The following is an 11,791-nucleotide window of genomic DNA, read 5'->3' on the forward strand; positions in this document are numbered from 1 at the left end:
GGCGAGCGCTGCCCGGCCCGCCGCCGGGGCGCCGCCGGTCCGCCGCGGGCCGGGCCGCCTCGGCCGCGGTCCCACGGCGCCTGATAGTTTCCCGTAGTTTCCCGGCCCGTCCGGGCTGCCCGCGCTGCCCGGCCTGCCCGGGCGCATCGCCGTCCGTGTCCGTACCCGGCCGGATCTGACGTACCGAGAGGTGAGCCGCATGTCGGACGACCGCGCAGTGGAACGGGACGCCGCCGAGGCCGCCTCGGCGTTCTCCCACCCGCCCGTCGCCCCCGACGCCACCGCCGCGTACGGCGAGCACCCCGACCAGGTCGTCGACTTCTACGCGCCCCGCGGTCCCGGCCCGGACGGCCCGGCGCCGCTGGTCGTGGTCCTGCACGGCGGGGCCTGGCGCGCCCCGTACGACCGGCAGCACATCACCCCGTTCGCGGACCTGCTGGCCCGCCGGGGCTTCGCGGTGGCCAACGTCGAGTACCGGCGGGGCAGTTCGCTGCCGCACCAGAACGCCGCCGGCCCGGTCGCCGGCCGCTGGCCGGAGACCTTCGACGACGTGGCCGCGGCGTTCGACGCCCTGCCGGGGCTGGCGGCGTCCGCCCTGCCGCAGGCCGACGTACGGCGGACGGTCGTCACGGGCCACTCGGCGGGCGGCCAGCTGGCCCTGTGGGCCGCCGCCCGGCACGTCCTGCCGGCCGGCTCCCCGTGGCGGCTGGCGCAGCCGCCCGAACTGCGCGGGGTGGTGGCCCTGGCCCCGATCGCGGACTTCGTGGTCGCGGAGGAGCTGGACGTGTGCGGCGGCGCCTCGGCCCAGCTCCTCGGCGGCCCGGACACCTTCGACGCCCGCCGCCCGTACGCCGACCCGGCGTCCCTGCTGCCGACGGGCATCGCCACGACGATCGTCCAGGGCCGCGACGACATCGTCGTACCGCCGCGGGTGTCGGAGTCGTACGTCGAGGCCGCCGCGAAGGCCGGCGAAATGGTCGGCCTGACCCTCCTGGACGGGGTGGGCCACTTCCCCCTGATCGACCCGGCGGCGGACGCGTGCGCGGTGGTGGCGGAGGAGATCAGCCAACTGGCGTGGTGAACGGGCACCGACGCGACGGGGGCCCCGCCGAAGCGGAGCCCCCGTCACGTCGGGCCTTGCGGTCGGTCGGCAAGGCTCGGCTGCCAGATGTCAGACCTTGTTGTAGGTGCCGGTGTGCCAGAGGGCGCCGCCCTTGCCGGGGCCGCCGTCCTGCTTGTAGACGACGAAGTTGCCGTCGTCCTGGAGCAGGGCGTAGGCGCCGGTGTTCCCGCCCGTGCCGGTGCGCCAGCGGACCGTCTGGTACTGCCCGTTCTCGTGCAGGGTCAGGTCGCCGTTGTCCTCCATCTCCAGAGTCAGGGCGTTGCGGTTGCCGTAGGTGCCGCTGCTCCAGATGGCCTTGCCGTCGCTCTTGCGGTACATGACGAGGTTGTTGTCCTTCTGGAACACCAGCCACACGGTGGCGGACTGGACCCAGAAGCCCCGGTACCAGGGAATGCCGGTCGAGCACACCCTGACGTGCTGCTCTTCGGTGTTGCTCCACCAGGAGTACTGGCTGCGGCCGGACACGTGGAGTAGGCCGTTGTCGGCGAACGAGGCGCTCATGTAGGACCTGTCCCGGTCGCCGTAGGTCGCAGTGTGCCAGATGGCGCCGCCGGTCTGGGGGCCGCCGCCCTGGCGGTAGATGACGAAGTTGCCGTCCTCCTGCATCAGGGCGTAGGCGCCCGGGTTGCCGTAGGTACCGCTGTGCCACAGCGGGAGCTTGTAGCCGCCCGGGTTGCCGAGCGCGTACGCGACGAGGTTGCCGTCGGGCTGCATGACGAGCTCGGTCTTGCCGGGCGTGGGAACCAGGCTCGCGCCGGAGGCGAGGCGCTGGCCGGGCCGCAGGTCCAGGGCGTAGGCGGTCGCGTTGGACTGGCACTGGCCGGGATCGGTGGTCGGGGCCGCCGTCGCCGCCGTCGCCGGGGCCAGGGCGGTCACGGCGAGCAGGGTGACGAGTGCTCTGCCGAGCAGGCGGTTGGTGCGCATGGGTTGTTTCCCCCCGGAAGTCGGATCAGATCTTGTTGTAGGTGGCGGTGTGCCAGAGTGCGCCGCCCTTGCCGGGGCCGCCGTCCTGCTTGTAGACGACGAAGTTGCCGTCGTCCTGGAGCAGGGCGTAGGCGCCGTCGTTGCCGCCTGTGCCGGACCGCCAGCGGATTGTGAAGTTCGGGTAGAAGTCGCGCACGTTCAGGTCGCCGCTGCGCGGCATCTCCAAGTACACGCGGCCGTTGTAAGCGGCGGAGGTATGCCAGGTGCCGCTGCTCCAGATGGCCTGGCCGTCGCGCTTGCGGTACATGACGAGGTTGTTGTCCTGCTGGAGGACCAGCCACACGGAGTCGGACTCGGTCCAGTTGCCCTGCTCCCAATTCGGTGTCAAGCCGCTCGGCGCGTTGGCGCACAGCTTCGAGTGCCTCCTCATGGTCCAGCTGTGCCAGGACTGGTAGGGGTCGGGGCTGCGGCCGGACACCACGAGCTCGCCCGAGTCGTAGAACGAGACCATGACTGGCGTCTGCAGGATGCGGTCACCGTAGGTACCGGTGTGCCAGAGGGCGCCGCCCTTGTCGGGGCCGCCGCCCTTCTTGTAAACGACGAAGTTGCCGTCCTCCTGCATCAGGGCGTACGCCCCCGGGTTGCCCCACGTACCGGAGCTCCACAGCGGGAGGTCCGGACCGCCGGGGTAGCCGACCGCATAGATGACGAGGTTGCCGTCCTCCTGCATGACGAGCTCGGGCTTGCCCGGCGTGGGGACGAATCGGGTGCCCGGGGCGAGGCGCTCGCCGGCGGCCAATTTATTGGAGTTGCCGGCGGTGTAGAGGTCGCAGTCAGTGGCATTGGTGGCTTGTGCGGCCGCCGCCGGGACCAGGGCGGTCAGGGCGGTGGCGGCGAGAAGCGTGACGAGCGCTCTGCGGAGCAGACGGCTGTGCATGGTGATTCCCCCCATGGACGTGCTCGGTCAGATCTTGTTGTAGGTGGCGGTGTGCCAGAGTGCGCCGCCCTTGCCGGGGCCGCCGTCCCTCTTGTAGACGACGAAGTTGCCGTCGTCCTGGAGCAGGGCCCAGGCGTCCGAGTTTCCGGACGTGCCGGTGCGCCAGCGGACCGGGCCGTACGAGTCCCCCTGGGTGATGGTCAGGTCGCCACGGTCCTTGTAGTTCATCTGCATATACACCCGCTGGCTACCCCCGTAGGTGCCGCTGTGCCAGATGGCCTTGCCATCGCTCTTGCGGTACATGACGAGGTTGTTGTCCTTCTGGAGGACCAGCCAGACGGAGGCGGACTGGGCCCAGCTGCCCGTCCACCAGCCGTATGCGGCCGTCTCGAAGTTCGAGCAGAGCTGGTTCTGGTGTTCCAAGGTACTGGTGGACCACCTCTGGGTGGCAGCGGTGTTGCCGCGGCCGTCGACGGCGAACTCGCCTTCGAGGAGGTATGCCTTGTGCCGCCAGTCGGTCGCGGTGCCGTAGGTCCCCGTGTGCCAGATGCCGCCGCCGGTCTGGGGGCCGCCGCCCTGGCGGTAGACGACGAAGTTGCCGTCCTCCTGCATGGTGGCGTACGCGCCCGGGTTGCCCCAGGTGCCGCTGTGCCACAGCGGGAGCTTGTAGCCGCCCGGGTTGCCGAGGGCGTAGAGGACCAGGTTGCCGTCGGGCTGCATGACCAGTTCGGTCGTGCTCACGTTGTCCACCAGGCGGGCGCCCGGCTCCAGGCGCTGGCCGGGGTTGATCTCGGCGAGCATGCCGCCCCTGGAGTTGCGGCACTCGGTCGGGCCGGCCGCGGCGGCCGGGGTGGCGGCGGCCGGGACCAGGGCCGTCGCGGCGGCGGTGGCGGCGAGAAGGGTGACGAGCGCTCTGCGGAGCGCACGGGTGTGCATCGGCGGATTCCCCCCAGGAATGTGTGTGCCGTGGCGTGGCGACCGGAGCGGGCCGGTCGTATCAGATCACTTTCTACACCCCTGCACGACCGGCCGATCAACTGACTACTTTCAGTAGTAGCTGGTCAATCCAGGGAGGGAGCCACATCATGACACCGATGCTTGAGCGCGCGACGTCGACGGACGACACCGACCCCGCCAGCTTCGAGGGCCTGCTGGGCTACCTCGACGAGCTGGACGTGCCGGACGGCCTCAGGGCCGAGATCATCGGGGGGAACATCGTCATGTCGCCCTGGTCGCGCGGGTACTACGGGCGTGTCATGCGGCTGCTGCGCGAGCGCCTGGCACCCCACGTGCCGGACGGGTGGCAGGTCGAGGCCTCGCCGTTTCTCCTCGCGTTCCCGGGTGTGGAGCGCGCCTACGGCCCGGACCTGTTCGTCGGCGAGGAGCGGATCTGGGAGACCGGCAGCCGTCATCTCGATGGGGATGGCGTTTCCCTCGTCGCCGAGCTGACCTCTCCCTCCACCCGCGACGACGACCTGACCGACAAGGTCGAGCGGTACGGCCAGGCCGGCGTGCCCGTCTACCTCCTCCTCGACATGCAGGAGGAGCGGGTGACGGTCCACTGGACACCCTGCGCCAAGGGGTACGACTCCGACGCCCACGTGTCCTTCGGGGAGACCATCCACATCCCGGCCCCCTTCAACTGCGACCTCGACACCACCGGCTTCGGGGCGCCCGAGCAGCACTGAGGGGCGCGGCCCTTGCGGGACGCGCCCCTCAGGAGGCGGCCAGGTCTGGCGGCCTGGTCTACAGGAACGAGTTGATCTCGATCGTCTCGGTGCGGCCCGGGCCGACGCCGATCGCGGAGATCGGGGCGCCGGACATCTCCTCCAGCGCCTTCACGTACGCCTGCGCGTTCTTCGGCAGGTCACCGAAGGTCTGCGCCTTGGTGATGTCCTCCGACCAGCCGGGCAGGTACTCGTAGACCGGCTTCGCGTGGTGGAAGTCGGACTGCGAGTAGGGCAGCTCCTCGACGCGCTTGCCGTCGATCTCGTACGCGACGCAGACCGGGATCTGCTCCCAGCCGGTCAGCACGTCGAGCTTGGTGAGGAAGAAGTCGGTCAGGCCGTTCACGCGGGTGGCGTAGCGGGCGATGACCGCGTCGAACCAGCCGCAGCGGCGGTCGCGGCCGGTGGTCACACCGCGCTCGTGGCCGATGCGGCGCAGGTCCTCGCCGTCCTGGTCGAACAGCTCGGTCGGGAACGGGCCGGCGCCGACGCGGGTCGTGTACGCCTTCAGGATGCCGATGACGCGGCTGATCTTCGTCGGGCCGACACCCGTACCGGTGCAGGCGCCGCCGGCGGTCGGGTTCGAGGAGGTGACGAACGGGTACGTGCCGTGGTCGACGTCGAGGAGCGTGCCCTGGCCGCCCTCGAAGAGGACGACCTTGTCGTCGTCCAGCGCGTTGTTCAGGATCAGGGTCGTGTCGGCGACGTACGGCTTGATCCGGTCCGCGTACTGGAGCATCTCCTCCACGATCGCCCCGGCCTCGATGGCGCGGCGGTTGTAGAGCTTGGCGAGCAGCTGGTTCTTGTTCTCCAGCGCCGCCTCGACCTTCTGGGCGAGGATCGACTCGTCGTAGAGGTCCTGGACGCGGATGCCGACGCGGTTGATCTTGTCCGCGTAGGTCGGGCCGATGCCGCGGCCGGTGGTGCCGATCTTGCGCTTGCCGAGGAAGCGCTCGCCGACCTTGTCGAGGGTGACGTTGTACGGCGTGATCAGGTGCGCGTTACCGCTGATCAGGAGCTTGGAGGTGTCGATCCCGCGCTCGTTCAGGCCCTGGAGCTCGGACAGCAGCACGGCCGGGTCGACGACGACGCCGTTGCCGATGACCGGGGTGCAGCCGGGGGAGAGGATGCCGGAAGGGAGCAGGTGGAGGGCGTACTTCTGGTCACCTACGACGACCGTGTGGCCGGCGTTGTTGCCGCCCTGGTAGCGGACCACGTAGTCGACGGAGCCACCGAGGAGGTCGGTGGCCTTTCCCTTGCCCTCGTCACCCCACTGGGCTCCGAGCAGCACAAGAGCGGGCACAGGCGTACACCTCTTCCGGATGGGGCATGTCCTGGGTCAGGGGGGTGTACGACGATGTACACCGCAGGCTGAGCCGTCGGACCGGTACCCCGGAATAGACGAAGCCCCTGGCGCAATAGCGCAAGGGGCTCTTGCACAAAGATGCTACCCGAGGAAGGACCGAGGTGTCGGCTCCAGAGCCCACCATGAGCGAGGCGGGCGCGCCTGCAGGCGCCCTGCTCCTGCTCGTCGACCCGGTCGCCCGCCGCCTCGACGGCGAGTCCGTACGGATCGCGAAGGACGTGCTGTGCGCGGGGGCAGCGGCGAAGATCTGCCTCCCCGAGACCCCTGAGGAGTTCGCGCGGGCCCTCGCCCGCCGCGGCCATCGCAGGCCAGTGGTGGTCGGCGACGACCGTGCGCTGGTGCGGGCCGTGTCGCTGCTGCACCGTTCGCGGGAGCTGGGCGGATCGGCGGTGTCGCTGATCCCGGTCGGCGCCGTCGGCTCGCTGGTGCTGGCCCGCTCGCTCGGTGTGCCGGCGGGGGCGGTGGCGGCGGCCCGGGCGGTGCTCGACGGGGCGGCGCGCACGCACGACCTGCTGGTGGACGACAGCGACGGGGTGGTGCTCGGGGGGCTGCGGATTCCGCCGGTGGGGGGCGGGCGGGGTGGTGCGGGGGGCTCTGCCACCTCTGCTGCCACTGCCGACTCTTCTGCCTCCCCTTCTGCCTCTGCTTCTGCTTCCGCTGATGTTTCTTCCGGCGCTTCCTCCGGGGCTTCCGCAGCTGCTTCCGGGGCTACGGGGGCCTCCGGTGCCTCCGTCCCGGGTGTCCGTTCCGGTTCGGCCGTGCCGGCGGTGTGGAGCGCCTGCCGGTCGCTGGTGCGGACCCTCGTCCGGCCGCCGGTGGGCGGCGGGCCGGGGGCGGTGCACCGACTGCGGGTGGAGGCGGACGGGGTGCTGCTGGTCGACGTCGACCAGCCGGTGACCGACGTGTCGGTGACAGCGCGGGACGGGCTGGCGGAGGTCGTGGTCCGCGGCGCCTTCGACGGGCCGCCGCGGCTGGCCCGGGCGCGGGCGGTGACGGTCACCGGCCCGGACTTCCGCTACCACGCCGACCACGCGGTCGCCGGCCCGGTACGCCGTCGCACCTGGACCCTGCGCCCGGGGGCCTGGCAGCTGACCGTGCCGCGTAGCTGACCGTGCCGCGCGGCTGACCGTGCCGCGTAGCTGACCGTGCCGCGCTGATCCGCTGCCGGCCCGTCCCCCGCGCCGTACGCATGCGTACGTGCGCCGGCCCCGCGTACGCGCAGATGCGTACGCGGGGCCGGGTGGGTACGGAGAACCGCCGGGCCGGCCCCCGCCCCTCACGACACCGGCAGGTCCAGCGTGGCGCGGTGGGTGCGCCAGCGGTCCATCAGGCTGTGCATCTCCTGCTGGAGGAACTCGAAGAAGGCCGCCGTCTCCGCCACCCGCGCGCCCGCCGGGCTCCGCGGCCCGAGGCTCTCCGCGCCCTCGCGCAGGGTCTTCTCGAACAGGCCGAGGATCTGGTCCCGGCGGGTGAACGTCTCGTACCAGAGCTCGTTGTGCAGCACGTACCGGTCGCGCCGGGAGCCCGGTTCGCGCTCCCGGCTGACCATGCTGACCTGCGTCAGGTAGCTGATCGCGCCCGACACCGCCGCTGGGCTGATCTGCAGCGTCTCGCTCAGCTCGGCCGAGGTCATCGCCCCGCCGTCGCTCGCTAGCAGTGCCGCGAAGACCCGCGCGGCCATCCGCTGCATGCCGGCGTCCGTCAGCTGGCCTGCGAACCGTTCCACGAAGCGGGCCACCGCTTCCTCGTCCCTCGTCATGTCCACCCTCCGAACTTTACGTGATTTCTGAGCTTCACAAATTTATGAAAGTAGCGTACGTTCGGAAACATGACGAAGGCAATCAGCGTCGCCGGACTCCACAAGGCGTTCGGCCGCACCCGCGCACTCGACGGCCTGGACCTCACCGTGGCGACCGGCGAGGTCCACGGATTCCTCGGCCCCAACGGCGCCGGGAAGTCCACCACCATCCGGGTCCTGCTGGGCCTGCTGCGGGCCGACTCCGGCGCCGCCGAGCTGCTCGGCGGCGACCCGTGGGCCGACGCCGTCACGCTGCACCGCCGCATCGCGTACGTCCCCGGCGACGTCACCCTCTGGCGCAACCTCTCCGGCGGCGAGGTCATCGACCTCTACGGCCGGCTGCGCGGAGGACTCCACCGGGAGCGGCGCGCCGAGCTGATCGAGCGGTTCGAACTGGACCCGACCAAGAAGGGCCGTACGTACTCCAAGGGCAACCGCCAGAAGGTCGCCCTGGTCGCCGCCTTCGCGTCCGACGCCGAGCTGCTGATCCTCGACGAGCCCACCAGCGGCCTGGACCCCCTCATGGAGGAGGTCTTCCGCGACTGCGTCCTCGAAGCGCGCGACGCCGGCCGTACGGTCCTGCTGAGCTCGCACATCCTCAGCGAGGTCGAGGCCCTCTGCGACCGGGTCAGCATCATCCGCAAGGGCCGCAATGTCGAGTCCGGCACCCTCGCCGAGCTGCGCCACCTCACCCGTACGTCGATCAGCGCCGAGCTGGTCGGCCCGCTCAACGGGCTGGCGCAGCTGCCCGGTGTGCACGACGTCCAGTCCCAGGGCAGCCAGGTCCGCCTCCAGGCCGACACCGACAAGCTGGACGCCGTCCTGCGCTCCCTGGCCACCTCGGGCGTGCGGTCGCTCACGGCGACCCCGCCCACCCTCGAAGAGCTCTTCCTGCGGCACTACACCACCGACGAGGCGAACGCCCGATGAACCGACAACTGGCGGGCACCGGAGCCCTGCTCCGGCTGGCCCTGCGCCGCGACCGCGTGATGATGCCGGTCTGGGTGCTGGTCACCTCCCTGCTGGTGACGAGCATGCCCCGCTCGCTGAGCACCGTGTACGGCACGGCCGCCGAGCGGGCGCAGGCCGCCGCCACGATGAACGCCAACAGCTCGATGCGCGCCCTGTACGGGCCCGTCTTCAGCGACTCCCTCGGCGGTCTGACCGCCTGGCGCGCCGGCGTCGTCGGCGCGGTGCTGGCGGCCGTGATGAGCCTGGTCATCGTCGTCCGGCACACCCGGGACGAGGAGGAGACGGGCCGTCAGGAGATGCTCTCCGCCGCCATGGTGGGGCGCCGCGCCCCGCTGACCGCCGCCCTGCTCGCCGCCGTCGTGGCCGACGCCGCCGTCGGCCTGGTGATCGCGGGCCGCCTCGCCGGACAGGGCGCGCCGGGCGCGCTGGCCCTCGGGCTCGCCGTGGCCGGCACGGGCCTGGTCTTCGCGACCGTGGCGGCCCTGGCCGCCCAGCTCACCGAGAGCGCCCGGGCCGCCAAGGGGATCGCGGCCGCCGCGCTGGGCGCCGCGTTCGTCCTGCGGGCGGCGGGCGACTCGGGTTCGGCCGACGGGGAGTCGGCGCTGGTGTGGGTCTCGCCGCTCGGCTGGGTGGAACACGTACGGGCCTTCGGCGGCGAACGCTGGTGGGTGCTCGCGCTGTTCGCCGCAGCCGTGACCGTGCAGGCGGTCCTGGCGTACGCGCTGACCGGCCGGCGTGACGTGGGCATGAGCTTCCTCGCCGCCCGGCCCGGTCCCGCCGAGGGACGCCTGGGCGGAGTGGGAGCGCTGGCCTGGCGGCTGCAGCGCGGCAGCGTGTTCGGCTGGAGCGCCGGCTTCCTGGTCGCCGGGCTCGTCTTCGGCGGGATGGCCGAGGGCGCCGCCGACCTGGTCGGCGACAACGAGAAGACCCGCCAGATCATCGAGCGGATGGGCGGCCAGACCGCCCTGACCGACGCGTTCCTCGCGGCCATGGCCGGCATGCTCGGCCTGGTCGCCGCCCTCTACATCGTCGCCTCGGTGCTGCGGCTGAGCGGCGAGGAGTCCGCGCAGCGCGCCGAACCGCTGCTGGCGCACCCGGTCGGCCGGCTGGCCTGGGCCGGCGGGCACCTCGCGGTCGCCTTCGGCGGCTCGGCGCTGATCCTGGCCGTCGGCGGCCTCGGCCTGGGCCTCGGGCACGGGCAGGGCGTCGCGGACACGGCCGGCGTGATCGGTGCCTGCCTCGCGCAGCTGCCGGCCGTGTGGACGATCGGGGCCGTGGCGGTCCTGCTGTACGGGGTCGCGCCGCGGCTCGCGGCGGTGGCCTGGGCGGTGGCCGGAGCGGCCCTGGCCCTGGGCTGGGTCGGCCCGGCGCTGAACGTGCCGCAGTCGGTCATGAACCTCTCGCCCTTCGCCCACCTGCCCAAGCTGCCGGGCGCGGCCGAGGTCGCCTGGGCGCCGCTGCTGGTCCTGACGGCCCTGGCCGCCGCGGCCGCCGCGGCCGGGCTGGCGGCCCTGCGCCGCCGCGACCTGGCCGGCTGAGCCGGAGAGCCGGATCAGAACTCGACGATCAGCTCCCGCAGTCCCCGGATCACATAGCCCTCCCGCCACTGCGGCTCACGGACGAGCCGCAGTGGCGGTGTCGTGTCGGCCAGCAGGGCCCCGAAGGAGGCGGCGAGCTCGACACGGGCCAGCGGGGCGCCCAGGCAGTAGTGGATGCCCGCGCCGAAGGAAACGTGGGGGTTGTCCGTCCGGCCCAGGTCGAGCGTGTCGGGCCGCGCGAAGCGGGCCGGGTCGCGGTTGGCGGAACCGAAGAGCAGGGCCACCTCCGATCCGCGCGGGATGACGACCCCGCCGACCTCGATGTCGTCGAGCACCCAGCGCTCGAACATCTGGAGCGGGGTGTCGTAGCGCAGGAGTTCGTCCACAGCTGTGGACAGAAGTGCGGGATCGGCACGCAGGGCGGCGAGCGCGGCGGGGTGGCGCAGGAGCGTCCACCAGCCGTTGGCCGTGGTGTTGACCGTGGCCTCGTGGCCGGCGTTGAGCAGCAGCACGCAGGTGGAGATCATCTCCTGCTCGCTGAGCCGGCCCTCGTCGTCGTGCGCGGCGATGAGCGCGGAGACCAGGTCCCCGCCCGGGTTCTTGCGGCGCTCGGCGATCAGCTCCCGCAGGTACGCGCTGAACTCCAGCGAGGCCCGTACCGCCCGGCGGGCGGTCTCCTCGGACGGGTGCAGCTCGTACATCCCGCAGATGTCCGCCGACCAGGGCCGCAGCGGGGCCCGGTCCGCCTCCGGCACGCCGAGCAGCTCGGCGATGACGGCGACGGGCAGCGGCTCGGCGACCGCGGTGAGCAGGTCCCCGCCGCCGTCGGCGACGAAGGCGTCCACCAGCCGGCGGGCCATGCGCGTGACGGTGGGGGCGAGCTGCTCGACGGTGCGCGGGGTGAACGCCTTGGACACCAGCCGCCGCACCCGGGCGTGCGCGGGGTCCTCCAGGTCGAGCATGCCGTTGTCGTTGAGGGTGTGGAAGGGCTCGTGCTCGGGCGGCGGCGCGATCCTCCCGAACTCCTCGTGGGTGAAGCGGTGCAGATACGTCCGGCCCAGCCGGCGGTCCCGCAGCAACGCGCTGACGTCTGCGTGGTGCGGGACGAGCCACTGCCCGGTGGGCTCGTAGCGGATGGCCCGGCCCTGCGCGCGCAGGGCGGCGTAGGCGGGATACGGATCGGCGACGAAGGCGGGGTCCCACGGGTCGAAGTCCATCCCCGGACGATAGGCCGCCCACCGGGGCCGCCGACAGCAGCCCAGTCCCGCCGGGGCCGCTGACCCCGCCGGTCCACCTGGACCGACAGCAGCCCAGACCCCGCCGGCCCCGCCGCACCGCCGCCGGCGCCGAACCCCACGGCCCCGCCGCCGGTGCCGACCCCACCATCCCGCCGGCCGCGCCGACCC

General features: G+C 72.3%; 11 protein-coding genes. 5 read left to right on the forward strand and 6 right to left on the reverse strand.

What is annotated here, in order from left to right; all coding sequences use genetic code 11:
• The first annotated feature begins 199 nt into the window (after positions 1-199).
• Positions 200-1,081 carry an alpha/beta hydrolase family protein gene (locus GPJ59_RS26370; protein ID WP_219670193.1) on the forward strand — a complete coding sequence of 294 codons (882 nt, stop codon included), beginning with the start codon at positions 200-202 and terminating at the stop codon, positions 1,079-1,081.
• A gap of 90 nt (positions 1,082-1,171) precedes the next feature.
• Here GPJ59_RS26370 and GPJ59_RS26375 read toward each other — a convergent pair whose 3' ends face one another.
• From GPJ59_RS26375 to GPJ59_RS26385, 3 genes are read right to left on the reverse strand one after another with little or no spacing between them, the layout of a single operon-like run.
• Complete coding sequence (locus GPJ59_RS26375; protein WP_219670194.1) at positions 1,172-2,047, reverse strand: hypothetical protein; 876 nt, start codon at positions 2,045-2,047, stop codon at positions 1,172-1,174.
• 25 nt (positions 2,048-2,072) lie between these two features.
• Complete coding sequence (locus GPJ59_RS26380) at positions 2,073-2,984, reverse strand: hypothetical protein (RefSeq protein ID WP_219670195.1); 912 nt, start codon at positions 2,982-2,984, stop codon at positions 2,073-2,075.
• A 27-nt stretch (positions 2,985-3,011) separates the two neighbouring features.
• Positions 3,012-3,920 (reverse strand): hypothetical protein, encoded by a 909-nt coding sequence (locus GPJ59_RS26385; protein ID WP_219670196.1) that lies wholly within the window; start codon positions 3,918-3,920, stop codon positions 3,012-3,014.
• Between the two features lie 149 nt (positions 3,921-4,069).
• On the opposite strand from GPJ59_RS26385, the gene GPJ59_RS26390 reads away from it, so the two are divergent.
• Positions 4,070-4,672, forward strand: a complete 603-nt coding sequence (locus GPJ59_RS26390; protein WP_258024941.1) for a Uma2 family endonuclease — start codon at positions 4,070-4,072, stop codon at positions 4,670-4,672.
• Positions 4,673-4,730: 58 nt separating this feature from the next.
• Here GPJ59_RS26390 and GPJ59_RS26395 read toward each other — a convergent pair whose 3' ends face one another.
• The gene (locus GPJ59_RS26395) at positions 4,731-6,014 is read right to left on the reverse strand and encodes an adenylosuccinate synthase (RefSeq protein WP_219670197.1); all 1,284 of its coding nucleotides are present in this window, start codon (positions 6,012-6,014) and stop codon (positions 4,731-4,733) included.
• A gap of 185 nt (positions 6,015-6,199) precedes the next feature.
• Between GPJ59_RS26395 and GPJ59_RS26400 the strand changes: the two genes are divergently transcribed.
• The gene (locus tag GPJ59_RS26400; protein WP_219670202.1) at positions 6,200-7,186 is read left to right on the forward strand and encodes a diacylglycerol kinase; all 987 of its coding nucleotides are present in this window, start codon (positions 6,200-6,202) and stop codon (positions 7,184-7,186) included.
• Between the two features lie 167 nt (positions 7,187-7,353).
• On the opposite strand, the gene GPJ59_RS26405 is transcribed toward GPJ59_RS26400, so the two are convergent.
• Positions 7,354-7,836, reverse strand: a complete 483-nt coding sequence (locus GPJ59_RS26405) for a GbsR/MarR family transcriptional regulator (protein ID WP_219670203.1) — start codon at positions 7,834-7,836, stop codon at positions 7,354-7,356.
• A gap of 69 nt (positions 7,837-7,905) precedes the next feature.
• On the opposite strand from GPJ59_RS26405, the gene GPJ59_RS26410 reads away from it, so the two are divergent.
• Positions 7,906-8,805, forward strand: coding sequence for an ABC transporter ATP-binding protein (locus tag GPJ59_RS26410; RefSeq protein WP_219670198.1), 900 nt, complete (start codon positions 7,906-7,908; stop codon positions 8,803-8,805).
• Complete coding sequence (locus GPJ59_RS26415; RefSeq protein ID WP_219670199.1) at positions 8,802-10,385, forward strand: ABC transporter permease; 1,584 nt, start codon at positions 8,802-8,804, stop codon at positions 10,383-10,385. Before GPJ59_RS26410 ends, GPJ59_RS26415 begins: the two co-directional genes overlap by 4 nt.
• A 14-nt stretch (positions 10,386-10,399) precedes the next feature.
• On the opposite strand, the gene GPJ59_RS26420 is transcribed toward GPJ59_RS26415, so the two are convergent.
• Positions 10,400-11,602, reverse strand: a complete 1,203-nt coding sequence (locus GPJ59_RS26420; RefSeq protein ID WP_219670200.1) for a cytochrome P450 — start codon at positions 11,600-11,602, stop codon at positions 10,400-10,402.
• Positions 11,603-11,791: the final 189 nt, after the last annotated feature.

Origin of the sequence: Streptomyces bambusae, from assembly GCF_019400985.1 — a bacterium.
Taxonomy (GTDB): domain Bacteria; phylum Actinomycetota; class Actinomycetes; order Streptomycetales; family Streptomycetaceae; genus Streptomyces; species Streptomyces bambusae_A.

Excerpts from the sequence above, each read along its gene's own strand:
- GPJ59_RS26370 (WP_219670193.1), top strand. The coding sequence starts at position 200 with ATGTCGGACGACCGCGCAGTGGAACGGGACGCCGCCGAGGCCGCCTCG.
- GPJ59_RS26375 (WP_219670194.1), bottom strand. The coding sequence starts at position 2,047 with ATGCGCACCAACCGCCTGCTCGGCAGAGCACTCGTCACCCTGCTCGCC.
- GPJ59_RS26380 (WP_219670195.1), bottom strand. The coding sequence starts at position 2,984 with ATGCACAGCCGTCTGCTCCGCAGAGCGCTCGTCACGCTTCTCGCCGCC.
- GPJ59_RS26385 (WP_219670196.1), bottom strand. The coding sequence starts at position 3,920 with ATGCACACCCGTGCGCTCCGCAGAGCGCTCGTCACCCTTCTCGCCGCC.
- GPJ59_RS26390 (WP_258024941.1), top strand. The coding sequence starts at position 4,070 with ATGACACCGATGCTTGAGCGCGCGACGTCGACGGACGACACCGACCCC.
- GPJ59_RS26400 (WP_219670202.1), top strand. The coding sequence starts at position 6,200 with ATGAGCGAGGCGGGCGCGCCTGCAGGCGCCCTGCTCCTGCTCGTCGAC.
- GPJ59_RS26405 (WP_219670203.1), bottom strand. The coding sequence starts at position 7,836 with ATGACGAGGGACGAGGAAGCGGTGGCCCGCTTCGTGGAACGGTTCGCA.
- GPJ59_RS26410 (WP_219670198.1), top strand. The coding sequence starts at position 7,906 with ATGACGAAGGCAATCAGCGTCGCCGGACTCCACAAGGCGTTCGGCCGC.
- GPJ59_RS26415 (WP_219670199.1), top strand. The coding sequence starts at position 8,802 with ATGAACCGACAACTGGCGGGCACCGGAGCCCTGCTCCGGCTGGCCCTG.
- GPJ59_RS26420 (WP_219670200.1), bottom strand. The coding sequence starts at position 11,602 with ATGGACTTCGACCCGTGGGACCCCGCCTTCGTCGCCGATCCGTATCCC.